Source organism: Micromonospora sp. CNZ297 (assembly GCF_007827625.1).
Genome location: NZ_VISU01000008.1, coordinates 38825 through 64257, shown reverse-complemented (window position 1 = coordinate 64257; position 25433 = coordinate 38825). Strand labels below are relative to the sequence as shown.

At 74.5% G+C, this 25433-nt stretch carries 22 protein-coding genes and 1 pseudogene; 15 read left to right on the top strand and 8 right to left on the bottom strand.

Annotated elements, in window-relative coordinates:
* The first annotated feature begins 69 nt into the window (after window positions 1-69).
* Together FB454_RS16430 and FB454_RS16425 are read left to right on the top strand one after the other, a co-directional pair.
* The gene (locus FB454_RS16430; RefSeq protein ID WP_186461607.1) at window positions 70-1935 is read left to right on the top strand and encodes an ABC transporter ATP-binding protein; all 1866 of its coding nucleotides are present in this window, start codon (window positions 70-72) and stop codon (window positions 1933-1935) included.
* Between the two features lie 55 nt (window positions 1936-1990).
* Entirely contained in the window at window positions 1991-3772 is a 1782-nt protein-coding gene (locus tag FB454_RS16425) for an ABC transporter ATP-binding protein (protein WP_145823156.1), read from the top strand.
* 28 nt (window positions 3773-3800) lie between these two features.
* On the opposite strand, the gene rpsD is transcribed toward FB454_RS16425, so the two are convergent.
* Window positions 3801-4409, bottom strand: coding sequence for a 30S ribosomal protein S4 (rpsD, locus tag FB454_RS16420; protein WP_047892216.1), 609 nt, complete (start codon window positions 4407-4409; stop codon window positions 3801-3803).
* Between the two features lie 67 nt (window positions 4410-4476).
* On the opposite strand from rpsD, the gene FB454_RS16415 reads away from it, so the two are divergent.
* The gene (locus FB454_RS16415) at window positions 4477-5208 is read left to right on the top strand and encodes a DUF2470 domain-containing protein (protein WP_145823155.1); all 732 of its coding nucleotides are present in this window, start codon (window positions 4477-4479) and stop codon (window positions 5206-5208) included.
* Window positions 5209-5272: 64 nt separating this feature from the next.
* On the opposite strand, the gene FB454_RS16410 is transcribed toward FB454_RS16415, so the two are convergent.
* The 3 genes from FB454_RS16410 to FB454_RS16400 are packed head-to-tail and all read right to left on the bottom strand — an operon-like array spanning window position 5273 to window position 7340.
* Window positions 5273-5869: a TetR/AcrR family transcriptional regulator gene (locus FB454_RS16410; RefSeq protein ID WP_013475814.1), complete on the bottom strand. Its 597-nt coding sequence runs from the start codon at window positions 5867-5869 to the stop codon at window positions 5273-5275.
* Window positions 5866-6621 (bottom strand): ABC transporter permease, encoded by a 756-nt coding sequence (locus FB454_RS16405; RefSeq protein WP_013287560.1) that lies wholly within the window; start codon window positions 6619-6621, stop codon window positions 5866-5868. The genes FB454_RS16410 and FB454_RS16405 overlap by 4 nt, the downstream gene beginning before the upstream one ends.
* A complete protein-coding gene (locus FB454_RS16400; RefSeq protein WP_013287559.1) occupies window positions 6618-7340 on the bottom strand; it encodes an ABC transporter ATP-binding protein in 723 nt (240 codons plus the stop codon). The genes FB454_RS16405 and FB454_RS16400 overlap by 4 nt, the downstream gene beginning before the upstream one ends.
* A 110-nt stretch (window positions 7341-7450) precedes the next feature.
* Here FB454_RS16400 and FB454_RS16395 point away from each other — a divergent pair, with 110 nt between their 5' ends.
* The 5 genes and pseudogenes from FB454_RS16395 to FB454_RS16380 all read left to right on the top strand — a co-directional run bounded on the left by FB454_RS16395 (window position 7451) and on the right by FB454_RS16380 (window position 11351).
* Window positions 7451-7840, top strand: coding sequence for a MerR family transcriptional regulator (locus FB454_RS16395; protein WP_013287558.1), 390 nt, complete (start codon window positions 7451-7453; stop codon window positions 7838-7840).
* A gap of 162 nt (window positions 7841-8002) precedes the next feature.
* Window positions 8003-8644 (top strand): annotated as a pseudogene (locus FB454_RS35405) (phosphoribosyl-AMP cyclohydrolase); the annotation flags it as partial.
* Window positions 8645-8833: 189 nt separating this feature from the next.
* Window positions 8834-9247 carry a phosphoribosyl-AMP cyclohydrolase gene (gene hisI, locus FB454_RS35400; protein ID WP_145823182.1) on the top strand — a complete coding sequence of 138 codons (414 nt, stop codon included), beginning with the start codon at window positions 8834-8836 and terminating at the stop codon, window positions 9245-9247.
* Entirely contained in the window at window positions 9244-10797 is a 1554-nt protein-coding gene (locus FB454_RS16385) for an anthranilate synthase component I (protein WP_145823154.1), read from the top strand. Before hisI ends, FB454_RS16385 begins: the two co-directional genes overlap by 4 nt.
* A complete protein-coding gene (locus FB454_RS16380; protein ID WP_013287555.1) occupies window positions 10794-11351 on the top strand; it encodes a Trp biosynthesis-associated membrane protein in 558 nt (185 codons plus the stop codon). Before FB454_RS16385 ends, FB454_RS16380 begins: the two co-directional genes overlap by 4 nt.
* On the opposite strand, the gene FB454_RS16375 is transcribed toward FB454_RS16380, so the two are convergent.
* Window positions 11344-11619: a hypothetical protein gene (locus FB454_RS16375; protein WP_013287554.1), complete on the bottom strand. Its 276-nt coding sequence runs from the start codon at window positions 11617-11619 to the stop codon at window positions 11344-11346. The genes FB454_RS16380 and FB454_RS16375 overlap by 8 nt on opposite strands.
* Before the next feature lie 445 nt (window positions 11620-12064).
* Between FB454_RS16375 and trpC the strand changes: the two genes are divergently transcribed.
* From trpC to trpA, 3 genes are read left to right on the top strand one after another with little or no spacing between them, the layout of a single operon-like run.
* Window positions 12065-12868 carry an indole-3-glycerol phosphate synthase TrpC gene (gene trpC / locus FB454_RS16370; RefSeq protein ID WP_030271968.1) on the top strand — a complete coding sequence of 268 codons (804 nt, stop codon included), beginning with the start codon at window positions 12065-12067 and terminating at the stop codon, window positions 12866-12868.
* A 34-nt stretch (window positions 12869-12902) separates the two neighbouring features.
* Window positions 12903-14129 (top strand): tryptophan synthase subunit beta, encoded by a 1227-nt coding sequence (gene trpB, locus FB454_RS16365; protein WP_071098343.1) that lies wholly within the window; start codon window positions 12903-12905, stop codon window positions 14127-14129.
* Between the two features lie 4 nt (window positions 14130-14133).
* On the top strand, window positions 14134-14937 hold the full coding sequence (gene trpA, locus FB454_RS16360; RefSeq protein ID WP_013287551.1) for a tryptophan synthase subunit alpha: 804 nt from the start codon (window positions 14134-14136) through the stop codon (window positions 14935-14937).
* 202 nt (window positions 14938-15139) lie between these two features.
* On the opposite strand, the gene FB454_RS35395 is transcribed toward trpA, so the two are convergent.
* Both FB454_RS35395 and FB454_RS35390 read right to left on the bottom strand, forming a co-directional pair.
* Entirely contained in the window at window positions 15140-15319 is a 180-nt protein-coding gene (locus tag FB454_RS35395; RefSeq protein WP_486485427.1) for a hypothetical protein, read from the bottom strand.
* Entirely contained in the window at window positions 15313-15582 is a 270-nt protein-coding gene (locus FB454_RS35390) for an NUDIX hydrolase (RefSeq protein ID WP_486485426.1), read from the bottom strand. The genes FB454_RS35395 and FB454_RS35390 overlap by 7 nt, the downstream gene beginning before the upstream one ends.
* A gap of 102 nt (window positions 15583-15684) precedes the next feature.
* Here FB454_RS35390 and lgt point away from each other — a divergent pair, with 102 nt between their 5' ends.
* Together lgt and FB454_RS16345 are read left to right on the top strand one after the other, a co-directional pair.
* Window positions 15685-16926, top strand: coding sequence for a prolipoprotein diacylglyceryl transferase (gene lgt, locus FB454_RS16350; RefSeq protein ID WP_145823153.1), 1242 nt, complete (start codon window positions 15685-15687; stop codon window positions 16924-16926).
* An 11-nt stretch (window positions 16927-16937) separates the two neighbouring features.
* Window positions 16938-18125: an FAD-dependent oxidoreductase gene (locus tag FB454_RS16345; RefSeq protein ID WP_013287548.1), complete on the top strand. Its 1188-nt coding sequence runs from the start codon at window positions 16938-16940 to the stop codon at window positions 18123-18125.
* Between the two features lie 123 nt (window positions 18126-18248).
* Here the strand turns inward: FB454_RS16345 and FB454_RS16340 are convergent, their stop codons facing one another.
* Window positions 18249-19091, bottom strand: a complete 843-nt coding sequence (locus tag FB454_RS16340) for a GNAT family N-acetyltransferase (RefSeq protein ID WP_091331138.1) — start codon at window positions 19089-19091, stop codon at window positions 18249-18251.
* Window positions 19092-19236: 145 nt separating this feature from the next.
* Here FB454_RS16340 and gltB point away from each other — a divergent pair, with 145 nt between their 5' ends.
* Together gltB and FB454_RS16330 are read left to right on the top strand one after the other, a co-directional pair.
* Window positions 19237-23904: a glutamate synthase large subunit gene (gene gltB, locus FB454_RS16335; protein ID WP_145823152.1), complete on the top strand. Its 4668-nt coding sequence runs from the start codon at window positions 19237-19239 to the stop codon at window positions 23902-23904.
* Window positions 23897-25402 carry a glutamate synthase subunit beta gene (locus tag FB454_RS16330; protein ID WP_145823151.1) on the top strand — a complete coding sequence of 502 codons (1506 nt, stop codon included), beginning with the start codon at window positions 23897-23899 and terminating at the stop codon, window positions 25400-25402. Before gltB ends, FB454_RS16330 begins: the two co-directional genes overlap by 8 nt.
* The last annotated feature ends 31 nt before the right edge of the window (window positions 25403-25433 follow it).

The following is a 25433-nucleotide window of genomic DNA, read 5'->3' as shown; positions in this document are numbered from 1 at the left end:
CGGGTCGGCGGGACGGGCGGCGAGCGGTAAGGATGGGGGAGAAAACTGCGGCTTACGGCGGGGGAGAGCGTGGCGAGCGGGACAAGTCGGGACGTGCTCGGCAGAGGGCTACGGGTGCTCGGCCGGGCCATCCGGGAACAGCCACGGATCTTCGCGGTCGCGGTCAGCGGCAGCGTGCTGTTCGGCCTCCTGGTGATCGCCAGCGCGTACGTGGTCGGCGGGGTGGTCGGCGACGTCGTCGTGCCGGCCGTGGAGCGCGGCGAGGTGGCCCGCGGGGCGCTGGCGCTCGCCGCGACGGCGCTGTTCGGCATCAGCGTGCTGCGTGTCGTCGGCATCTTCGGCCGCCGGCTCGGCGCCGGTTACATGCAGTACCGGCTCCAGGCCGCCTACCGCCGCCGGGTCACCCGCCGCTACCTGGAACTGCCGCTGGCCTGGCACCACCGCAACTCCACCGGCACGCTGCTGTCGAACGCCAACTCCGACGTGGAGGCGGCCTGGTACCCGATCGCGCCGCTGCCGTTCGCGGTCGGCACGCTGGTGATGCTCGTCGGCGCGGTGGCCTCACTGTTCTTCACCGACTGGGCGCTGGCCCTGGTCGGCCTCGCCGTGTTCCCGGCGCTGTTCGCGCTCAACGTGGTCTACTCCCGCCGGATGGCGCCCCGGCAGGCCCGGGCGCAGCGGCTGCGGGCCGAGGTCAGCGGCATCGCGCACGAGAGCTTCGACGGCGCGCTCGTGGTCAAGACGATGGGCCGCGAGGCCCAGGAGACGGCCCGCTTCGCCTCCCGCGCCGGTGAGCTGCGCGACGCGCTGATCTCGGTCGGCCGGCTGCGTGGCGTGTTCGACCCGATGCTGGAGACGTTGCCCAGCCTCGGCACGCTCGCTGTGCTGGTGGTCGGCGCGCTGCGGCTGCGCGAGGGCGCGATCACCGTGACCGAGCTGGTCAGCGTCGCGTTCCTGTTCACCGTGCTGGCCTTCCCGGTACGCGCCATCGGCTGGGTGCTGGCCGAGCTGCCGCGCAGCGTCGCCGGGTGGGACCGGGTCCGCCGGGTGCTCGACGCGACCGGCGAGATGCCGTACGGCACGACGACGCTCGACCCGGCCACCCACGAGCCGGCCACGCTCGCCTTCGACGACGTGCACTTCGCGTACGAGCCGGCCGAGGCGCACCTGCCCGGCGCGCAGGTGCTCGGCGAGGTGACGTTCACAGTCCCGGCCGGGAAGACGGTCGCCCTGGTCGGCCCAACCGGCGCGGGCAAGTCGACGATCGCGTCGCTCGCCGTGCGCCTGGTGGACCCGGGCGCCGGCCGGGTCACGCTGGACGGCGTGGACGTGCGGGAGCTGACCGCCGCCTCGCTGGCGGCCACGGCGGCGCTCGTGGCGCAGGTGCCGTTCGTCTTCGACGACACGGTCCGGGCCAACATCGCTCTCGACCGGGCCGGCATCGGCGACGACGAGGTCTGGGCGGCGCTGCGGCTGGCCGAGGCGGACGGCTTCGTGGCCGCGCTGCCGGACGGGCTGGACACCATGGTCGGCGAGCGGGGCACGTCGCTGTCCGGCGGCCAGCGCCAGCGGCTGACGCTGGCCCGGGCGCTCGCCGGGCGACCCCGGCTGCTGGTGCTCGACGACGCCACGAGCGCTGTCGACCCGCGGGTCGAGGCGGCCATCCTGGCCGGGCTGCGCGCGCCCGCCGACGGCGCCCCGGCGTCGATCCTGGTGGTGGCGTACCGCCGGGCCACCATCGCGCTCGCCGACGAGGTGATCTACGTGGAGCAGGGCCGGGTGGTCGCCCGCGGCACCCACACCGAGCTGCTGTCCACCGTGCCCGGCTACGCCGACCTCGTCACCGCGTACGAGCAGGCCGAGCAGGAACGCGAGCAGAATCGGACGTACGACGAGGTCACGCCGTTGACCTCGGGCCTGGAGGTGGACCGGTGAGCGCGAGGAGTGCAGCGGAGCGGAGCCCCGCAGTCGCGAACGAACGGCGGGCCCGGTGAGTACGACCACGGGCGAGACCACCGAGGCCACCGAGTCGACCTGGCGGACGCTGCGGCGCGGGCTGGCGCTCTCCCCGGAGCTGCGCACCGGCCTCGCCGGCACGCTGGCGCTGGCGCTGGTCTACATGGTCGGCCGGGTGGCCGTGCCGGTGGCGGTGCAGCGCGGCATCGACCACGGCATCGTCGGCGGCCTCGACCTGAACGTCATCTCGCTGACCGTGGCGATCACCGCCGGCGTGCTGGTGGTCACCACCGCCTGCGGATACCTGATGATGCGCCGGTTGTTCACGGTGAGCGAGACCGCGCTGGCCGGTGTGCGCACCCGGGCGTTCCGGCACGTGCACGACCTGTCCATGCTGCACCAGCAGTCCGAGCGGCGCGGGTCGCTCGTCTCCCGGGTCACCAGCGACGTCGACCAGATCACCCAGTTCCTCCAGTGGGGCGGCGTGATCCTCATCGTCAACCTGGGCCAGTTGCTGGTGACCACCGCCGTGATGCTCGCGTACTCCTGGCAGCTGACGCTCGTGGTGCTCGTCGCGTTCGCGCCCGCGGTGCTGGTGATCCGGCAGTTGCAGCGCCGCCTCGCCGGTGCGTACGGGCTGGTGCGGCAGCGCACCGGCACGCTGCTCGGCGCGATCGGCGAGAGCGTGGTGGGCGCGCCGGTGATCCGGGCGTACGGCATCGCCGGGCGCACCGCGCGGCGGCTGGACACGGCCATCGACAGGCAGCGGGTGGCCCAGCAGCGGGCGATCCGGATCAGCATCATGGGCAGCTCGGTGGGGGAGCTGGCCGCCGGCCTGGCGCTGGCGGGCGTGGTGGTGGTCGGGGTCAGCCTGGGCGTCGACGGCACGCTGACGGTCGGCCAGCTCACCGCGTTCCTGTTCCTGGTCACGCTGTTCATCCAGCCGGTGCAGATCGCCACCGAGGTGCTCAACGAGGCGCAGAACGCGATCGCCGGCTGGCGCCGGGTGCTGGACGTGCTGGACGTCTCCCCGGACGTCGCCGACCCGGGCGGGCAGGGGCGGGAGCTGCCACCCGGGCCGCTGGACGCCCGCTTCGCCGGTGTCACGTTCGCCTATCCGGGCGGGCCCCCGGTGCTGCACGACGTGACGCTGGACATCCCGGCCAAGAGCCGGGTGGCGGTGGTGGGCGAGACCGGAAGCGGCAAGACCACCTTCGCCAAGCTGCTCACCCGGCTGATGGACCCCACCGAGGGGCAGGTCCTGCTCTCCGGGGTCGACCTGCGGCAGGTGCGCTTCGACTCGCTGCGCTCCCGGGTGGTGATGGTGCCGCAGGACGGCTTCCTGTTCGACGCCACGGTCGGGGAGAACGTCCGCTTCGCCCGCCCCGACCTGACCGACGAGCGACTCACCGCCGCCTTCGCCGAGCTGGGCCTCTCCGACTGGCTGGACGGCCTGCCGTCCGGGCTGGACACACCGGTCGGTGAGCGCGGGGAGGCGTTGAGCGTCGGCGAGCGGCAGCTCGTGGCGCTGGCCCGGGCGTACGTCGCGGACCCGGACCTGCTGGTGCTGGACGAGGCGACGAGCGCCGTCGACCCGGCCACCGAGGTCCGCCTGCAACGGACGCTCGACGCGGTGACCCGGGGCCGGACCACGCTCGCCATCGCGCACCGGCTGTCCACCGCGCAGGCGGCGGACGAGGTGATCGTGGTGGACCGGGGCCGCATCGTGCAGCGCGGCCCGCACGAGGAACTGGTCCGCGACGCCGACTCGGTGTACGCCCTGCTGTACGCGTCCTGGCTGGAGCAGACCCGCTGACCTTGGCGGGTCTGCTCGGAAGCGGCGGTCAGCGGGAGTAGAACTCCACCACCAACTGCTCGTCGCACACCACCGGCACCTCGTGCCGGGCGGGTTCGCGCACCAGCGTGGCGCGCAGTTCGGCCGGCTGCGCCGACAGGTACGGCCGGGGCTGCGCGTCGGCGTGCGCGCCGGCGGCGGCGAGCTGGAACGGCGGCAGCGCGCGGCTGCGCTCGCGTACGCCGACCACCTGGCCGGGCCGCAGCCGGTACGACGGCCGGTCGACCTTGCGCCCGTCGACGGTGATGTGGCCGTGCGCGACGAGCTGGCGGGCCTGGTAGATGCTGCGCGCCAGCCCGGCCCGCAGCACCACCGCGTCGAGGCGTCGCTCCAGCAGCGCGACGAGCGTCTCGCCGGTCTTGCCGGCGCCCCGGGCGGCCTCGTCGAACAGGCGGCGCAGCTGGGCCTCGCTGACGTTGTACTGGTGGCGCAGCCGCTGCTTCTCCAGCAGCCGCACCTGGTAGTCGGAGGTGGTGCGGCGGGACCGGCCGTGCACACCCGGGGGATAGGGGCGCCGCTCGAAGTACCGCACGCACTTGCGGGTCAGCGGGATACCGAGGGCGCGGGAGAGCCGGGCCTTGGGCCGGGGGTGGTTCACGTCGACGTCTCCGATCGTCTAGCCTGCTTCTTAGGTAAGCCTAACCTATGTTGAGGAGGTCGGGATCATGCGGCCCAGCCCGGCGGAGATCGTGCGAACCCTTGTCGCGGGCCGGTTGCCCGCCCTCGTCCACCTGTCCCGGCACCCCGGCCCGCACCAGGTCCGGCACGCCGTCGACCCCGACGGGCGGGTGCTGCTGCTCGTACCCGTGGTCAGTGACCTCGCCGCGGCGCTCGTGCCGCCGGCGGGCGACACCGACGTGGCCACCGTGCTCGACGTGCTCGACCTGCCGCCGGCGGCCGGGGCGCCCTCGCTCGGCCGGGCCTGGGTGTCCGGCTGGGCCGAGCGGCTGGACGGGGACGAGGCGCGCGACGCTGCAGTCGACTTCGCCGCCACCGACCCTGTCGGCGACCTGCTCGACGTGGGCAGCCGCTTCCACCTGCACCGCTTCGAGGTGGCCGAGGCCCGCTGGGAACGCGCCGGGCGCGTGCGCCGGGTCGACCCGGAGGCGTACGCGGAGGCCGAGCCGGACCCGCTGCACCCGGTCGAGGCCGACCTCCTCGCCGACCTGGCCGACCACCACGCCGAGCAGGTCGGCGACTACCTGCGGCGGCGGCTGGACCTGCCCGGCGACCAGACGCCGCAGGTGGTCCGGATCGACAGGTACGGGCTGCTGGTCGCGCACGGGCGGCCCGGCGCGACCCGGCGGGCCCGGCTGGCCTTCCCCCGGCCCGTCGCCGACGTGGCGGAGCTGTCCCGCCTGCTGCACCCGATGCTCTGCCCCCGGGCCGCCGCCTGAGCAGCGCCGGCCCGGCTGCCCGGGCAGCGCGGTCCCGGCCGTCGGAGCCGTCGGCCGGGCCGGCTCAGGTGATGTCGCCGGTGAGGTAACGCTGGACCGTCGGGCCGATGGCTGCCACCAGCGTCGCCGGCTCGGCGGTGGCGACCGCGTCGAGGCGGAGCACGTACCGCATCATGGCCAGCCCGGCGAGCTGCGTGGCGACCAGCCCACCGCGCAGCGCGCGCTGCGCCGGGTCGACGTCGAGCTGGTCGAGCACCCGGCGCAGCACCTGCGTGACCAGGAACTCGCGCAGCAGGCGCGCGGTCCAGTCGTTGCTCACCGCCGACCGCAGCAGCGCCACCGCCGCCGTGCCGGTGGGGGAGTCCCAGACCTCCAGGAACACCCGGACCATCCGCTCGCCGAGCGCGTCCGGGCCGCCGGCGAGCACCGCCGGCAGCAGCCGTCCCGGGTCGGCCGGGAACGCCGTCGCGGCCCGGAACAGCTCCTCCTTGCCGCCGAAGTAGTGGTGCACGAGCGCCGGGTCCACGCCGGCCGCGGCGGCGATGGCCCGGATCGACGCGGCGTCGAAGCCGCGTTCGGCGAACGCCTCCCGCGCCGCGGCGAGGATGGCCTCGCGGGTGTCCGGAGTGCCGGGCCGCCGCCCGGTGCGCCGCGCGTTCACCCGCTGCGCCGGCGCAGCGTCGCGGCGGCCAGCACCAGCGCCGCCACCGCCGCCCCGGCCACGATCGCCAGGTCCCGCCACATCGTCCCGGTCGGTTCGGCGTGCGCGCCGACCTCCTGCAACGCCTCGACCGCGTACGACAGCGGCAGCACGTCGCTGACCGCCTGGAGCCAGCCGGCCATCTCGCCGCGCGGCACGAACAGGCCGCACAGCAGCAGTTGCGGCGCCACCACCACCGGCATGAACTGGACCGCCTGGAACTCGGTGCGGGCGAACGCCGAGCAGAACAGCCCGAGCGCCACCGCGAGCACCGCGTTCACCCCGGCGATCAGCACGACCAGCCACGCGCTGCCCGCGGTCTCCAGCCCGAACACCCGGTACGCGACGACCGAGGCCACAGTGGACTGGAGCACCCCGGCCAGGCCGAACGCGATGCCGTAGCCGAACAGCAGGTCGAGCTTGCCCAGCGGCGTGGTGAGCAGGCGCTCCAGCGTGCCCGTGGTGCGCTCGCGGAGCATGGCGATGCTGGTCACCAGGAACATGATGATGAACGGGAAGAAGCCCAGCATGATCAGGGCCACCCGGTCGAACGTACTGGGCCCGCCGGGCGGGGCGGGCTGGTCGACGTACATGAAGTAGACGAGCGTGAGCAGCACCGACGGCACCACCACGAGCAGCGCCACGGTCCGCCGGTCGTGCCGGAGCTGGCGCAGGATGCGCCCGGTGGTGGCGGCCAGGATCCGTCCGTTCATCGCGCCTCTCCCTCGGCGTCGCGGATCAGGCGCAGGAACGCCTCCTCCAGGTCGTCGGTCCCGGTGGCGGCGCGGACCGCGGCCGGGGTGTCGTCGGCGACCAGCCGTCCCTCGCGGATCAGCAGCAGCCGGTCGCAGCGGGCGGCCTCGTCCATCACGTGGCTGGAGACCAGCAGCGTGGTGCCGTTCGCGGCCATGGCGTGGAACCGGGCCCACAGGTCGGCCCGCAGCACCGGGTCCTGGCCGACTGTCGGTTCGTCGAGGATCACCAGCTCGGGTTCGCCGACGAGCGCGCAGGCGAGCGAGGCGCGGCTGCGCTGGCCGCCGGAGAGCGTGCCGACGAGCTGGTCGGCCGCCTCGGCGAGGCCTACGTCGGCCACCGCGCGGTCGGCCTCGGCGCGGCCCCGGCCCTGGAGCACCGCGAAGTAGCGGGCGTTCTCCCGCACCGTCAGGTCGGCGTAGACGCTCGGGGCCTGGGTCAGGTAGCCCACCCGGCGGCGCAGGTCGGCCGAGCCGGCCGGGCGGCCGAGCACGTCGACGGTGCCGGAGCCGACCGTCTGCACGCCGACCACCGCGCGCATCAGCGTGGTCTTGCCGCTGCCGCTGGGCCCGAGCAGCCCGGTCACCGTGCCCCGGGGCACCTCGCAGCTGATGCCGTGCAGCACCCGCCGCCCGCCCCGGTCGACCACCAGCTCGCGGACCGACACCGCGTCGTCCATGCTCGCCTCCATCAATTCATCACCCGTTGAACTCAACGGTAGGTGAATTGCGTGCGCCTGGCAATGAGGGACTTGACTTCGAGTGCGCTCGAACTGGAAGCCTGGAGGGCGTGGACATCAGCACGCGGGAGATGAGCCTCACCGTGGGTGAGGCGGCGGAACGGGTCGGCCTGACCACCTACACGCTGCGCTGGTACGAGCAGGAGGGCCTGGTGGGCCGCGTCGGGCGGGACTCGTCGGGCCGCCGGCGCTACACCGAGTCCGACGTCAACTGGCTGTTCCTGCTCACCCGGCTGCGGCGCACCGGGATGCCGGTTCGCGACATGCGCCGCTACGCCGAACTGGCCCGGCACGGGGACAGCACGCTCGGCGCGCGGCGGGCGCTGTTCGAGGCGCACCGGGCCCGCGTGCTGGCCCGGATGGCCGAGCTGGAGGAGGACCTGAAGGTCCTCGAACACAAGATCGACGCGTACCGCCGGGCCGAGGAGGAATCAGGCTGAACGCCCCAGTGGCGGACAGTGGGTCCGGCAACGGTCATTGCGGTGAAGATCGGATTTCGGCACCATGACGCCGTGGGTCCAGCGCAGTTGCCCGACACCGCGTTCCTCGACGACTGGGCCGCCCGCCTGCGGCAGGCCGCCGACCGGCCGGTCGTCGGGATCATGCTGCGCGGCAGCCATGCCCGGCGGGCCGCCACCGAGCACAGCGACGTGGACGTGGACGTGCTCGTGGTCGCCGACGACGGACGGACCGCCGGCACGGGCGCCCGGCAGGCAGCGTCCCGCCGCGGCACGCCGTACGCGGCCCGGCGGGCGTACCTGACCGAGTTCGCCGGTCGCCTCGTGCACGTGTCGGTGGCCGCCCGTGACGTCCGCTCGTGGGTGCGCCGGCTGGGCCAGCCCGCCGACTGGGCGTTCGGCCTCCCGGTCACCGCGCCCGCCCGGCTGCTGTGGGCCGTACCGGAATGGCGCCGCCGGATCGACCTGCCGGTGCTCTGCCAGCCCGCCGACGAGCCGCGCCTGGAGGAGCTGATCGCGACGCTGGGCAAGGTCGCCGCGGCTCGTGTGGCCGACGACCCGGTCGGGGTCCGGCTCGCCGCGGCCGACCTGGCCCGGCTCTGCCCCTCGGTGCTGCGGCCGGCCAACCCGAGCGTGCGCGTGGTGTCCCGGCGGGCCGCCCTGACCGCCGCGCTGGACCTGCCGGTCGCCCCGCCCGGCTACCGCCACGACATGCTGCTCTGCCTCGGGCTGCGCGCCGGTGACCCGGCCGAGGTCGGCGCCGCCGCCGGACGGCTGGTCACCGGCATCCTGCCGCTGATCCGCCCGTACGCGGACGAGATCGCCGCCACCCACGGGGCGGACCTGGCCGAGGCGCTGGTCGACGGCCGGGTGGACCGCTACCTCGGCCGGTTGGGCCGGGCGCTGGGGACGGTGACGCCCGCCTCCCGGGACACGTCGGCGGTGCCCGGGCCGCGTGCGGGAGAATGGTCAACCGTGCCCGCCCCTGACGCGCCGCTGACCGGCGCCCCCGCTCCCGGACCGGCCCGTCCGTCCCGGCTCGACCCGGCCGTCGCGGCCAAGCTCCGCCGCACCCCGGACGGCCTGGTCGCCGCCGTGGTCCGCGCCCACGACTCGGGCGAGGTGCTGATGGTCGCCTGGATGGACGACGAGGCGCTGCACCGCACGCTCACCACCGGCCGGGCCACCTACTGGTCGCGCAGCCGCAGCGAGTACTGGGTCAAGGGCGCCACCTCGGGCAACCACCAGTACGTCCGCTCGGTGGCGCTCGACTGCGACGGCGACGCGCTGCTGGTCAGCGTGGAGCAGGTCGGCGCGGCCTGCCACACCGGGCAGCGCACCTGCTTCTTCACCGAACTGCCGGTCAGCTCCCCGGAGGCGACCCCGTGACCGACGGCACGGTCAGCCCGGACCGGACCACCTTCGCCGACCTGGCCGCCCGCTGGCGGGTCGTGCCGGTGACCCGGCGGCTGCTCGCCGACGCGGAGACGCCGGTCGGGGTCTACCGCAAGCTGGCCGGCGGCCCCGGCACGTTCCTGCTCGAGTCCGCCGAGCAGGGCGTCGGCTCGGCCGGCACGGCCTGGTCGCGCTACTCGTTCATCGGCGTCCGCAGCAGCGCCACGCTCACCGAGCGCGACGGCGCGGCGAGCTGGACCGGCACGCCACCCGCGGGCGTGCCCACCGGCGGCGACCCGGTCACCGTGCTGCGCGAGACAGTCGCCGCGCTCGCCGGGCCGGGCTGGGATCCGGCCGGTGACATGCCGCCGCTGACCGGCGGCCTGGTCGGCTACCTCGGGTACGACCTGGTCCGCCGCTTCGAGCGCCTGCCCGAGCTGACCGAGGACGAGCTGGACGTGCCCGAGCTGGGCATGATGCTCGCGACCGACCTGGTGGTCCTCGACCACTACGAGGGGTCCGCGATCCTGGTCGCCAACGCGGTGCTGCCGCCGCTGGACGACCCCGGCCGGGCGGAGCGGGTCGAGGCCGCGTACCACCACGCCGTCGGCCGCCTCGACGCGATGACCACAGCGTTGTCCCGACCGATTCCGCCCATGGTCTCGACAGTCGGCCGGCCCGGCGTCGGTGACGTGGTCAGCCGCACCCCGGAGGGCGGCTACCCGGAGGCGGTGGAGGCGGCCAAGGAGGCGATCCGGGCCGGCGAGTGCTTCCAGATCGTGCTCAGCCAGCGCTTCGAGCGCCCCACCGACGCCGACCCGCTCGACGTCTACCGGGTGCTGCGCACCACGAACCCCAGCCCGTACATGTACCTGCTGCGCTTCGACGGCTTCGACATCGTCGGGTCGTCCCCCGAGGCGCACCTCAAGGTCAGCGCCGGGCCGGACGGGCGGCGGCGGGCGCTGCTGCACCCCATCGCCGGCACCCGGCCGCGCGGCGGCTCCCCGGACGGCGACGCGAAGCTCGCCGCCGAGCTGCTCGCCGACCCCAAGGAACGCGCCGAGCACGTGATGCTCGTCGACCTGGGCCGCAACGACCTGGGCCGGGTGTGCCGGCCGGGCACCGTCGAGGTGCCCGAGTTCGCCACCATCGAGCGGTACAGCCACGTCATGCACATCGTCTCCACTGTCGTCGGCGAGCTGCGCGACGACCGCACCGCGTTCGACGCGCTGGCCGCGACGTTCCCGGCCGGGACGCTCAGCGGCGCGCCCAAGGTGCGCGCCATGGAGATCATCGAGGAGCTGGAGCCGGTGCGGCGCGGCGTCTACGGCGGCACCGTCGGCTACTTCGCCTTCGGCGGCGACCTGGACATGGCCATCGCGATCCGGACCGCGCTGATTCGCGACGGCCGCGCGTACGTGCAGGCCGGCGCCGGGATCGTGGCCGATTCCGACCCCGCCGCCGAGGACCAGGAGACGCGGAGCAAGGCCGCCGCCGTCCTCGCCGCCATCGCGGCCGCCGAGACGCTGCGGGCGGCCCGGTGAGCGCGCCCGGCACCACCGCGCCGGCGGCCCGCGGCCGGCGCGAACTCGCGTACGCGGTGCTGCTCTGCCTGGCCGGCGCGGGCCTGGCCTGCTGGGCGGTGACCCGGACCTGGGCGGTGGAGGTGACCGCCCGGGGGTCGCTGCCGTCCGGGCGGGCCGAGCGCACCGGCACGGACCTGCTGCCCTGGGTGCTGGCGCTGACCTACGTGGGACTCGCCGGCGGTGGCGCGGTGCTCGCCACCCGGGGCCGGCTGCGCCGGCTGCTGGGCGTGCTGCTGGCCGGTGTCGGCGTGGCCGTGACGGTCGGCGGCGGGATCGGCCTGACCGAGGCCGGGGTGAGCCGGCAGTGGCCTGCGCTGGTGCTGGCCGGCGGCCTGGCGCTGGCGGCCGGCGGCGCGTTCACCGCGCTGCGCGGCGACGGCTGGCCGGCGATGGGCGCCCGGTACGAGCGGCGGTCCGCCCCGGCGGACGAGCCCGGCCGGCCGGCCGTCGAGCGTGGCACCCGGGACGCGTGGGACGCGCTGGACCGGGGCGAGGACCCGACGGTCAGCTGACCGGCTGCGCCTCGCGGGCGTCGCGCCGCTGCCGGGCCGCGGCCCGCGCGGCGGCCAGCTCGGCCACCAGCCGCTCCAGCTCGCGGCGCTGGGCGGCGCGGGCCCGGTCGGCGCAGACCGCCTCCCAGGCGTTGCCGCGGGCGGTACGCGTCCGGCCGTCGCCGGCGACCGCGCGTTCGAGCGTGTCCACCACGCCGACGGCGAGGGAGGCGACGGTACGGGAGATGGTGGTCAAGCCGATGGTCTGGGTCGGCCCGTTGGCGCTCATGGTCACCCCATACGAGATCGTTGGCGACGGTCGGCAGCCGCCGCCGTCGAGTGTGCCCGACGACGATGCTTCCGGGCGGACGTTTCGCCGCCGTGAAGCACAGGTCAACGCTGTCGCACCGGGGACGACCTGGGCAGGGCCGGAGGTCCTTGAGCTTGGTCACAGCCCACGGCCGGAACCCGTCCTGCGGGGCCGGAACGATCGTGGTGAGATAGGGGATGGGTGACGGTCGATGCCAGCGGTGGCGCTGCGTGACATGGCGTTCACCGGAAGTCGGCCATCATGCCACAGCCCATGTCGTGAGGTGCGCCATACCCCCCGGCACTCGTCGCCAGGTGGCGCCCCCTAGCATCGGCCCATGACGCCCGGAGAGGGGAGTCCGTTGGTGACTGCTGAGCATGCGCACGCGGAGGGGGACGACGCCGGAGCGGCGCCGTCCGCAGGGGTGCTCGACGAGATCCTGGCCGGCGTGCGCGAGGACGTGGCCCGGCGCCAGGAGCAGGTTCCGCTGGAGCGGATCCGTGAACTGGCCGCCGCCGCGCCGCCACCGCTCGACGCGTACGCGGCCCTGCGCCGCCCCGGCGTGGCCGTGATCGCCGAGGTGAAGCGCTCGTCGCCGTCCAAGGGGCGGCTGGCCGAGATCGCCGACCCGGCCGACCTGGCCGGTGACTACGCGGCCGGTGGCGCGCGGGCGATCAGCGTGCTGACCGAGGGCCGCTGGTTCGGCGGTTCGCTCGACGACCTCGCCGCGGTGCGGGCCGCAGTGAACGTGCCGGTGCTGCGCAAGGACTTCGTGGTCTCCAGCTACCAGGTGCACGAGGCCCGCGCGCACGGCGCCGACCTGGTGCTGCTGATCGTGGCCGCGCTGGAGCAGAACGTGCTGGTCGGGCTGCTGGAGCGGATCGAGTCGCTCGGCATGACCGCACTGGTCGAGGTGCACACCGAGGAGGAGGCGGACCGCGCCCTGGAGGCCGGCGCGCAGGTCATCGGCGTGAACGCACGCGACCTGCGTACCCTGGAGGTCGACCGCTCCGTGTTCGAGCGGATCGCGCCCGGCCTGCCCAGCAGCGTCGTCAAGATCGCCGAGTCCGGGGTGCGCGGTCCGCACGACCTGATCCGGTACGCCTCCGCCGGCGCCGACGCCGTGCTGGTGGGCGAGGGCCTGGTCACCCAGAAGAGCCCGCGCGAAGCCGTCGCCGAGCTGGTCAACGCCGGTAACCACCCGGCCACGCCCCGCCCGGTGCGCTGAGCCGCCGGGCACCCGATCCGAGAGGACGCCCGCGATGAGCGCCGCACCCGCAACCGGCCAGGTCCCCGACGCCGCCGGTCACTTCGGCCGGTTCGGCGGCCGGTTCGTCCCCGAGGCGCTCGTCGCCGCGCTCGACGAGCTGGACGCGGCGTACCGGAAGGCGATGGGCGACGAGGACTTCCTCGCCGAGTTCGACGCGCTGCTGCGCGACTACGCCGGCACGCCCTCGCTGCTCTACGAGGCCCGGCGGTTCTCCGCGCAGATCGGCGCGCGGGTCCTGCTCAAGCGCGAGGACCTCAACCACACCGGCGCGCACAAGGTCCGCAACGTGCTGGGCCAGGCGCTGCTCACCAAGCGGATGGGCAAGCGGCGGGTCATCGCGGAGACCGGCGCCGGCCAGCACGGCGTCGCCACCGCCACCGCCGCCGCGCTGTTCGACCTGGAATGCGTCGTCTACATGGGCCAGGTGGACACCGAGCGGCAGGCGCTGAACGTGGCGCGGATGCGGATGCTCGGCGCCACCGTCGTCCCGGTGACCACCGGCTCGCGCACGCTCAAGGACGCGATGAACGAGGCGATGCGGGACTGGGTCGCCAACGTCGACAGCACCCACTACCTGATCGGCACCGCCGCCGGGCCGCACCCGTTCCCGGAGATGGTCCGCGACTTCGTGCGCGGCATCGGCGAGGAGGCGCGCCGGCAGTGCCTGGACCTGACCGGCGCGCTGCCGGACGCGGTGGCGGCCTGCGTCGGCGGCGGCTCCAACGCGCTGGGCATCTTCCACGCGTTCGTGCCGGACGCCGGGGTCCGGCTCTACGGCTTCGAGGCCGGCGGCGAGGGCGTCGACACCGGCCGGCACGCCGCCAGCATCACCGGCGGCTCGTCCGGCGTGCTGCACGGCACCCGCACGTACGTCCTCCAGGACGCCGACGGCCAGACCATCGAGTCGCACTCGATCTCGGCCGGCCTGGACTACCCGGGCGTCGGGCCGGAGCACGCCTGGCTGCACGACACCGGCCGGGCCACCTACCTGCCGGTCGACGACGCCGACGCGATGGCCGCGTTCGAGCTGCTCTGCCGCACCGAGGGCGTGATCCCGGCGATCGAGAGCGCGCACGCGCTCGCCGGCGCCCGCGCGATCGCCCCCCGGCTCGCCGAGGAGCTGGGCCGGGAGCCGGTGATCGTGGTCAACCTGTCCGGGCGGGGCGACAAGGACGTGCACACCGCCGGCGCGTACTTCGGCATCCTCGACAAGGAGTGACAGCGTGAGCCGCATCGGGGTCGCCTTCGACAAGGCGCGGGCGGACGGGCGGGCGGTGCTGGTCGGCTGCATGCCGGCGGGCTTCCCGACCGTCGAGGGCAGCATCGCCGCCATGAAGGCCATGGTCGAGGCGGGCGTGGACGTCATCGAGGTGGAGATCCCGTACTCCGACCCGGTGATGGACGGCCCGGTCATCCAGAAGGCGAGCGACATCGCGCTCGCCGGCGGTGTCCGCGTCGCCGACGCGCTGCGCGTCGTCGAGGCGGTCGCGGCGACCGGGGCGAGCGTGGTCACCATGACCTACTGGAACCCGATCGAGCAGTACGGCGTGGACGCGTTCGCCCGCGACATGGCCGCCGCCGGCGGCACCGGCCTGATCACGCCGGACCTGATCCCGGACGAGGCCGCCGAGTGGCTGGCCGCCTCCGACGCGCACGGCCTGGACCGCACGTTCCTGGTCTCGCCGTCCTCGACCGACGCGCGGCTGCGGATGACTGTCGAGCACTGCCGCGGCTTCGTCTACGCCACCGCGATCATGGGCGTCACCGGCGCCCGCGCGCAGACCTCCGAGGCGGCGCCGATCCTGGTCTCCCGGCTGCGCGAGGTCACCGACATCCCGGTCGGCGTCGGGCTGGGCGTCGGCACCGGCGCGCAGGCCGCCACAGTCGCCGGGTACGCCGACGCGGTGATCGTGGGCAGCGCGCTGGTCCGCTGCGTGCTGGACGCCCCGGACCAGGCAGCCGGCCTGACCGCGCTGCGCAAGCTCAGCGCCGAACTGGCCGAGGGCGTCCGCAACCCCGCTCGCTGACGGCCGGCTCGCCATGCCCTTGATCGACTCCATTACGCCGAGCTGGCGTGGTCATAGACGCCAGGACCCCGCCACTGCGCCGAACTGGTGTCGATCATGCGCGAGCGCGACCCGGCCGCCCGAGATCCTGGTACGAAACGGCCCTCACAGGGGCCGAAACCTACCAAGATCTTGAAGGCGTTCCGCGTGAGCGGGAGGGTGGTCAGCGGCTACTGCTGTCGGCCTGCTCGGACGCGCGCTGGCCGGGCGGGGCGGGCGGCCCGTCGCCGGGCTGTCCGTCGCCGGGTGGCGTGAGCGCGTCGGCGGCGGTCGTGTGCCGCAGCACGCCGGCGCGACCGGCGAGCGCGTCCGCGACCGCCGCGCGCGTGGCGGGGGTCAGCACGTCGGGCAGTTCCTGCGCCCGGCCGACGGCGGAGGCGCCTGCGGGTCGGTGACCCGGTAGAGGCCGACCAGGTCGACCGGCGTCACCGCCCAGCCGGTCTCCGCACGGACCGCCCGGACGACGGCGTCCGCCGGGCTCTCGTCGTGACGCAGCCGCCCGCCCGGCAGGCCCCAGTGCCGGGCCCCCTCGGACCGGCGGCAGAGCAGCAGCCGGCCGTACCCGTCGGTGACGACAGCGGCGACCGCCCAGGTGAGCGGGCTCATGGACAAACAGCCTACGACCGTGCAAAACAGAAGTCATCCGACCCGCGCGGCAGGCGGCCCGGGGTGCCGCACACACAGTCCGCACCGGTACCGTGTGCACCCGTGACCCTCGCCCCGATGACCCCACTGGCGGCCATGCCCAGCCCCAGCACCGCCGTCTGGCAGCTCGGTCCGGTTCCGATCCGGGCGTACGCGCTCTGCATCATCCTCGGCATCGTGGTGGCCTGCGTGGTCACCGAGTACCGGCTGCGCCGCCGCGGTGTGGCGCCGGGCGCGGTGCTCGACATCGCCGTCTGGGCCGTGCCCGCGGGCATCATCGGCGCGCGGATCTACCACGTGATCACCTCGCCGGAGAAATACTTCGGCGCCGGCGGTGAGCCGATCAAGGCGCTCTACATCTGGGAGGGCGGTCTCGGCATCTGGGGTGCGGTGGCCGGCGGCGCGGTCGGCGCGTGGCTCGCCGCGCGGCAGCTCGGCATCCCGTTCACCGTCATCGCCGACGCGCTGGCGCCGGGGCTGCCTTTGGCGCAGGCTGTCGGCCGCCTGGGCAACTGGTTCAACAACGAGCTGTACGGCGGGCGGACCACGCTGCCGTGGGGCCTGGAAGTGCACGTGATGGACCCGGACAACCCGGGTCACGCGCTGCGTGACGACGCCGGCAACCCGGTGCTCCAGCCCGGGCTCTACCACCCGACGTTCCTCTACGAGGCGCTCTGGAACGTCGGCGTCGCCGCGTTGGTCCTGTTCCTCGACCGTCGCCTGCGGCTCGGCCGCGGCCGAGCGTTCGCGCTCTACGTGATGGGCTACACGGCGGGCCGGTTCTGGATCGAGCTGATGCGCACCGACGAGGCGAACCTGATCCTCGGCGTACGCCTCAACGTCTGGACCGCCGCGCTGGTCTTCCTCGGCGCGCTCGCCTACTTCATCCGGGTCCGCGGTCCCCGCGAATACCTGGTGCCGGTGGGCGAGCCGGCCCCTGCGACCGGCCCGGCCGGCGACGTGTCCCAGGTCGACCTCTCCGCCCGGGAGGCCGCCGAACGGCCGGCCGCGCCCGAGGGCTACCGGGTGGTGACCGAGGAACAGTTCGACGCGTACCGGCAGACCGGCGTGCTGCCCCCGGTCGACGACGAACGGCCGGAGGCCGCCACCGGGGCCGACGCCGCCACGGACGACGCGGACGAGGCCGGAGGCGCGAGCACCGGCTCCGCCGCCACCGAGGGTGCGGACGCCACCGGCCGCGCGGACGCGGACGGCGACGACACGGACCCGGATCGGGCCGACGCGGAGCGCACGAACGCCGGCCGGGCCGACAGCGGCGGGCGCCCGGCGGACCGGGACAGCTGAGCGGGGGAGTCATGCGCAGCGCGGTGGTGGTCGGCGCCGGCCTCGGCGGAATGGCGGCGGCCGGTGTGCTGGCCCGGTCGGGCTGGCAGGTCACGCTGCTGGAACGCGCCGACCGGGTCCGCCCGGAGGCGACCGCCGTGGTGCTCTGGCCCAACGGGGTACGCGCGCTGCGCGCCCTCGGTCTGGGCGACGGGCTCGACGCGATCGCCACCCCGCTGCCCGACGGTGGCGTGCGCCGCCCGGACGGGCACTGGCTGGTGCAGGCCCGGTCCACGCCGGCCGAGCGGATGCCGGTGGTGGTGCACCGGGAGGACCTGCACGACGCGCTGATCGCCGGCCTGGGCGACCGGGTCGAGCTGCGTACCGGGGTGACAGTGCGGACCGTACGCGCGGCGTCGGGCGAGCGTCCGGCGGTGGGCGACGGCCGGCACACCTACGAGGCGGACCTGGTGGTGGCCGCCGACGGCACCGACAGCGAGATCCGGCGGCATCTCGCCCCGGAGACCGCCGTGGTCAGCTCCGGGTGCGCGGCCTGGCGGGCGGTCATCCCCTGGTACCGGGCCCCGCAGTTGCCCGACGACCAGCCGGTGCACGGCGAGACGCTCGGCGCCGGATACCGCTTCCTGGCCGCCTCGCTCGGCGAGCGGGGCACCGCGGGCGCGTCCCGCCGGGGCGGCGTCTACTGGGTCGCCACCGCCGCGGGCGCGCCCCGCCCCGAGCCGCCGGAGATCCAGCTCGCGCTGCTGAAGCGCTGGTTCGCGGGCTGGCCCGCCCCGATCGGCACGCTGCTGGAGGCGACCGACCCGGAGGACGTCGTCCAGCAGGAGATCCGCGAGCTGCGCCCGCTACCGAAGGCGTACGGCTTCCCGGCCGGTCCGGGGGGCGTGGTGCTGCTGGGCGACGCCGCGCACGCCATGCCGCCGCACCTCGGCCAGGGCGCCTGCCTGGCGTTCGAGGACGCCGCGACGCTGGCCGGGCTGCTACGGGAGTCGCGGCTGCCTGATGCGGTGACCGCGTACGACAGGTTGCGCCGCCCCCGCGCGGCCACGATGGTCCGGCAGACCCGGCGGATGTCGGCGGTCCTGCAGGCCCGGGGCCGGCTGGCGCTGCGCGCGCGGGACGCGGCTCTGGGCACGATCAGCCCGCGCCTGCGCAACACCGCCGCCGCGGCGGCCGCCGCCTGGCAGCCGCCGTCCTGACCGTCCGCGCGCGCGGCCTGTCCGCGTGCGGACGTCCCTCGGGCGGCCCGGCTCCCCGGCGGTCCGGCCGTCAGCCCTCGCGCTCCCCGGGCGACCGGCCCGGCCCGACAGCCGGGTAAGTAGTCAGATGACGGCGGCGGGCTCGGCGATGCAGGCGGTGCCGATCCGGCGGAATCCGACCCGCAGGTAGACGCGGGCGATGTCCTCGCTGCCGGCGCTCAGGAAGATCAGGTCGGTGCCGGCGGCGCGCAGCTCCCGCGCGAGCGTGGCGGTCACCGCCGCGCCCAGTCCGCGCTGCCGGGCGGACGGCAGCGTGGCCACCCCGGCGATCTCCGCCACGTCGTCGACCCGCATCGCCATCCCGCTGGCGAGCGCGCCCTCGTCGAGCGTCTCGGCGAGCACCGAGATACGCCGCCCGTCGGCGACCCGGGTCGCCTCCTCCTCCAGCGCCGCCACGTCCAGCTGGGCGAGGGCGGCGTCCCGCTCGGCCGGTCCGGCGTCGCCGCGCGCGGTGCCGCCGTTGGCGAAGCCGACCGCCGCGACGGCCCGTCGCAGCGCGATGTCCGCCGCGAAGCCGGGGTCGCCGGGGTCCAGCACCCGCACCGGTACGTCGCTGAACGTCCCCGGATCGGGCAGCCGCTCCGGCTCCAGCAGCATCAGCGGCGCCTCCAGCACGCTGAGCCCGGCCGAGCGGGCCACCGCCAGCAGGTCGGGCTGGTGCTCGTGCACCCACTCGAACGCCTCCGGCAGGCCCAGCTCCCGCTGCCGGGCGCGGACCGCTGTCACGTCGGCGAGCGTGGGATGCTCGGTGGCGTCGATCCGGGGCCGGGCGTAGAACGGCCAGCCGTCCCCGTCGCGGACGAACAGCACCAGGGCGCCGTAATCCTCGGTCCGGGCCCCGTCGCGGGGCACCGCGTCGTAGAACCGCTCCAACCGGTCGAGTACGTCAGCGCGTGCGAGATCCACCGCGCGAGACTACACGTCCCAGCATCTGGAAGTGTGATCAATCTGAACTGGCCTTGCGCCGGAAGCCCTAACGTAGACTCAATAAACCGCAGAGGGCCGACGTCGTCCCCATCATGATCCATCCTGAGTGACGACAGGAGGCCCGGTGGCCTTTCCGTACCCTCACAGCCCGCAGTCGGCCCCACAGACGACCGGGCTCTACGACCCCGCGTACGAGCACGACGCCTGCGGTGTGGCCTTCGTGGCCGACCTGCACGGGCGGCGCTCGCACCAGGTCGTCGCGAACGGCCTCGGGGCGCTGTGCCGGCTGGACCACCGGGGCGCCCGGGGCGCGGAGCACAACACCGGAGACGGCGCCGGCATCATGATCCAGGTGCCGGACGCGTTCCTGCGCGGCATCGTCGACTTCCCGCTGCCCCCGGCCGGCCAGTACGCCACCGGCCTGGTGTTCCTGCCCGACGACGACGCGGCCGAGGCCCGCGCCCGCCAGGTGGTCGACAAGTACGCGCTGGTCGAGGGCGCCGACGTGCTCGGCTGGCGCGAGGTGCCGACCGACCCGTCCGGCCTGGGCGAGACCGCGCTCGCGGCGATGCCCCGGGTCCGGCAACTGTTCGTGGCCGCGCACCGGCTGACCGGCTCGCCGGACGGCCCGGCCGGCTCCCCGCTGACCGGGCTCGACCTGGACCGGGTGGCGTTCTGCCTGCGCAAGCAGGTCGAGCGGGAGACCGCCGAGCGGGGCGTGCCGGCGTACTTCCCGTCGCTGTCCGGCCGCACCATGGTGTGGAAGGGCATGCTCACCCCGGACCAGCTCCCGGCGTTCTACCCGGAGCTGACCGACGAGCGGGTGGTCAGCGCCATCGCGCTGGTGCACTCGCGCTTCTCCACGAACACGTTCCCGTCCTGGCCGCTGGCGCACCCGTACCGCTTCATCGCGCACAACGGCGAGATCAACACGATCCGCGGCAACCGGAACTGGATGCAGGCCCGCGAGGCCTTGCTCCGGAGCCCGAGCATTCCGGGCAACATCCGCCGGGTCTTCCCGGTGTGCACACCCGCGGCGTCCGACTCGGCCAACTTCGACGAGGTGCTCGAACTGCTGCACCTGGCCGGGCGGAGCCTCCCGCACGCGGTGCTCATGATGATCCCCGAGGCGTGGGAGAACGACCCGGACATGCGCGCCGACAAGCGCGCGTTCTACCGCTTCCACGCCAGCCTGATGGAGCCGTGGGACGGCCCGGCGTCGGTCGCGTTCACCGACGGCGAGATCGTCGGCGCGGTGCTGGACCGCAACGGCCTGCGGCCGGGCCGCTGGTGGCACACCGCCGACGGCCTGGTGGTGCTCGGTAGCGAGGCGGGCGTGCTCGACCTCGACCCGGTCACCGTGGTCGCCAAGGGCCGCCTCCAGCCGGGCAAGATGTTCCTTGTCGACACCGTCAACGGCCGGATCGTCTCCGACGACGAGATCAAGACCGAGCTGGCGGCCGAGCAGCCGTACCAGGAGTGGCTGCACGCCGGCCTGATCGAGCTGGACGACCTGCCGCCGCGCGAGCACACCGTCTACACCCACGACTCGGTACGCCGCCGCCAGCAGACGTTCGGCTACACCGAGGAGGAGCTGAAGATCCTGCTCGGCCCGATGGCCCGCAGCGGCGCCGAGCCGATCGGCTCGATGGGCACGGACACGCCGATCGCCCCGCTGTCCACCCGGCCGCGTCTGCTCTACGACTACTTCCATCAGCTCTTCGCGCAGGTCACCAACCCGCCGCTGGACGCCATCCGGGAGGAGCTGGTGACCAGCCTGGCGTCCACCATCGGGCCGGAGGGCAACCTGCTCGACCCGGGCCCGGCGAGCTGCCGGCAGATCGTGCTGCCGTACCCGGTGATCGACAACGACGAGCTGGCCAAGATCCTGTCCATCGACGAGGACGGCGACCTGCCCGGCTTCAAGGCGGTCCGGGTCTCCGGGCTCTACCGCCTGCGCGACGGCGGCGCCGGCATCAAGGCGCGGCTGACCGAGATCTGCCGGCACGTGTCCGAGGCGATCGAGGACGGCGTCCGCATCCTGGTGCTCTCCGACCGGGACTCCAACGCCGACCTGGCGCCGATCCCGTCGCTGCTGCTCACCGCCGCGGTGCATCAGCACCTGGTCCGCGAGCAGACCCGTACCCAGGTGGCGCTGATCGTCGAGTCCGGCGACTGCCGCGAGGTGCACCACGCGGCGGTGCTGATCGGGTACGGCGCGGCGGCGGTCAACCCGTACCTGGCCTTCGAGTCGGTGGAGGACATGATCTCCACCGGCGTGCTGGCCGGCGTGGACCGGGTCAAGGCCGTCCGCAACTACGTCAAGGCGCTCGGCAAGGGCGTCCTGAAGATCATGTCCAAGATGGGCATCTCGACCGTGTCGTCGTACTGCGGCGCGCAGGTCTTCGAGGCGGTCGGCCTGGACACCCGCCTGGTCCACAGGTACTTCCGGGGCACCCCGAGCACCATCGGCGGCATCGGCCTGAACGAGATCCACGCCGAGGTGGCGGCCCGGCACGCGCGGGCCTGGCCGGCACCGGGCGCGCAGGCCACCGACCGGCTGGAGGTCGGCGGCGAGTACCAGTGGCGCCGCGAGGGCGAACTGCACCTGTTCAACCCGGAGACGGTCTTCCTGCTCCAGCACGCCACCCGCAGCCGCCAGTACGACGTGTTCCGGCAGTACACCGCCAAGGTGGACGAGCTGGCCGCGCAGGCGGGCTCGCTGCGTGGGCTGTTCACGCTGCGCACCGGCGTACGCCCGGCGGTGCCGCTGGACGAGGTCGAGCCGGCCTCCGAGATCGTCAAGCGCTTCGCCACCGGCGCCATGTCGTACGGGTCGATCTCGGCGGAGGCGCACGAGACGCTCGCCATCGCGATGAACCGGCTCGGCGGCAAGTCCAACACCGGCGAGGGCGGCGAGGACGTCGAGCGGCTGCACGACCCGGCGCGGCGCTCCGCGGTCAAGCAGATCGCCAGCGGCCGGTTCGGCGTGACAAGCGAATACCTCGTCAACGCCGACGACCTCCAGATCAAGATGGCGCAGGGCGCCAAGCCCGGCGAGGGCGGGCAGCTACCAGGCAACAAGGTCTGGCCGTGGATCGCCCGCACCCGGCACGCCACCCCTGGCGTCGGCCTGATCTCCCCGCCGCCGCACCACGACATCTACTCCATCGAGGACCTGGCCCAGCTCGTCCACGACCTGAAGTGCGTCAACCCGGCCGCCCGGGTGCACGTCAAGCTGGTCAGCGAGGTGGGCGTGGGCACCGTCGCGGCGGGCGTGGCCAAGCTCAAGGCCGACGTCATCCTGATCTCCGGGCACGACGGCGGCACCGGCGCGTCCCCGCTCAACTCGCTCAAGCACGCCGGCACCCCGTGGGAGCTGGGCCTGGCCGAGGCGCAGCAGACGCTGCTGCTGAACAAGCTGCGCGACCGGGTGACGGTGCAGGTCGACGGCCAGCTCAAGACCGGCCGGGACGTGCTGATCGCGGCGCTGCTCGGCGCCGAGGAGTTCGGCTTCGCCACCGCGCCGCTGATCGTCGAGGGCTGCGTGATGATGCGGGTGTGCCACCTGGACACCTGTCCGGTCGGCATCGCCACCCAGAACCCGGTGCTGCGTGAGCGCTTCACCGGCAAGCCGGAGTTCGTGGAGAACTTCTTCCTGTTCCTCGCCGAGGAGGTCCGCGGCTACCTGGCCGAGCTGGGCTTCCGCAGCATCGACGAGGCGATCGGCCACACCGAGCTGCTCGACGTGGCCGGCGCGATCGACCACTGGAAGGGCCACGGGCTCGACCTGAGCCGCGTGCTGCACCTGCCGGAGCTGCCCGAGGGCGCGGCCCGCCGGGGCGTACGCGCCCAGGACCACGGCCTCGACGCGGCGCTGGACAACCGGCTCATCGAGCTGGCCGGGCCGGCGCTGCGCGACAGTATCCCGGTCCGGGTCGAGGTCGAGGTCCGCAACGAGCACCGCAGCGTCGGCGCCATGCTCGGCGGCGAGGTGACCCGCCGCTTCGGCGGCGACGGGCTGCCCGACGACACGATCGAGTTCCGGCTGCGCGGCACCGCCGGCCAGTCGTTCGGCGCGTTCCTGCCGCGCGGGGTCACGCTGCGCCTGTACGGCGACGCCAACGACTACGTCGGCAAGGGACTGTCCGGCGGCCGGATCGTGGTCCGGCCGGACGCCGACGCGCCGTTCGCCGGCGTGGACGCCACGCCGGGCCGCCGCGCCGAGGACCAGATCATCGCCGGCAACACCATCCTGTACGGCGCCACCGGCGGCGAGGTGTTCCTGCGCGGCCGGGTGGGGGAGCGGTTCGCGGTGCGCAACTCGGGCGCGGTCGCGGTGGTCGAGGGCCTCGGCGACCACGGCTGCGAGTACATGACCGGCGGCACCGTCGTGGTGCTCGGGCCGACCGGGCGCAACTTCGCCGCCGGCATGTCCGGTGGCACCGCGTTCGTGCACCGGCTCGACCAGCGGCTGGTGAACGCCGAGCTGGTCGACCTGTCGCCGCTGCGGGACGAGGAACGCGACCGGCTGCACGAGCTGGTCCAGCGGCACTTCGCCGAGACCGACTCGGCCGTCGCCGAGGACCTGCTCAAGCGCTGGCCGCAGGCGGTGGAGGAGTTCACCGCAGTGGTGCCCCGGGACTACCGCCGGGTCATGGAGATCATGCGGGCCGCCGAAGCCGCCGGCCGAGACGTCGACGACGCGGTGATGAGTGCGCTCAGCGTGCCGTCGGCCGCGCCGGTACCGCCCGCGCCCCGGGCGGTCGCCCAGGAGGTGGCTCGTGCCTGACCCGAACGGTTTCCTGCGCTACGACCGGCGGCTGCCGGCCCGCCGTCCGGTGCCGGTGCGCATCTCCGACTGGCGGGAGGTCTACCCGCCGGCCGGTGAGGAGCTGATCCGCGAGCAGGCCACCCGGTGCATGGACTGCGGCATCCCGTTCTGCCACGACGGTTGCCCGCTGGGCAACCGCATCCCGGACTGGAACGACCTGGTCCGCACCGGCAACTGGGACGCCGCGGTGGAGTCGCTGCACGCCACGAACAACTTCCCCGAGTTCACCGGCCGGCTCTGCCCGGCGCCGTGCGAGGCGGCCTGCGTGCTCGGCCTCGGCGGCCAGCAGCCGGTCACCATCAAGCAGGTCGAGGTGGAGATCGCCGACGCGGCAGTGGCCCGCGACGGCCTGCGGCCCCGGCCCGCGTCCACCCCGACCGGGCGGTCGGTGGCGGTGGTCGGCTCCGGCCCGGCCGGGCTGGCCGCCGCGCAGCAGCTCGCCCGCGCCGGTCACACGGTCACCGTGTACGAGCGCGACGACGCGATCGGCGGCCTGCTCCGCTACGGCATCCCCGACTTCAAGCTGGAGAAGCAGCACATCGACAAGCGGCTGGCCCAGCTCACCGCCGAGGGTGTGCGCTTCCGGACCGGTGTCGAGGTCGGCGTCGACGTGACCGCCGAGCAGTTGCGCGCCGAGCACGACGCGGTGCTGCTGGCCTGCGGTGCGTTGCAGGGCCGGGACACCCCGGAGACGCCGGGCCGGGAGCTGCGCGGCGTGCACCAGGCGATGGCGCACCTGGTCGCCGCGAACCGGGTCGTGGCCGCCGCCGGGGACGGGCGGCCCGCGCTCGCGACGTTGCCCGACGGTACGCCGATCGACGCCGCCGGCAAGCACGTGGTGATCATCGGTGGTGGCGACACCGCCGCGGACTGCCTCGGTGTGGCGCACCGGCAGGGCGCGGCCGGCGTCCACCAGCTCGACCTCTACCCGGAGCCGCCGTCGGAGCGGGACGCGGAGCGCGACCCGTGGCCGACCTGGCCGTGGGTGCTGCGCAACTACCCGGCGCACGAGGAGGGCGGCGAGCGGGTCTTCGCCGTCGCGGTGCAGGAGTTCGTGGACGACGGCACCGGCCGGGTCCGCGCGGTCCGGATCGCCGAGGTGACCGTGGAGAAGGTGGACGGTCGCCGCATCGTCACGCCGCTGCCCGGCTCCGAGCGGGAGATCCCGGCCGACCTGGTGCTGCTCGCCATCGGCTTCGAGGGCACCGAGCAGCAGCCGTTGCTGGCCCAGTTCGGGGTGACCCGCAACCGCCGGGGCGCGATCGACTCCGGCCCCGACTGGCAGGCCGCCGACGGTGTCTTCGTCGCCGGTGACATGCACCGGGGCGCGTCGCTGATCGTCTGGGCGATCGCCGAGGGACGCGCCGCCGCGGCGGCGATCCACGCGTACCTGGGCGGGGTGGGCGAGCTGCCCGCCCCTGTCGACCCGGCCCGCCAGCCGCTCGCCGCCAGGTGAAAGGAAGGGCCCCCTCTTAACGCCTCAGGTA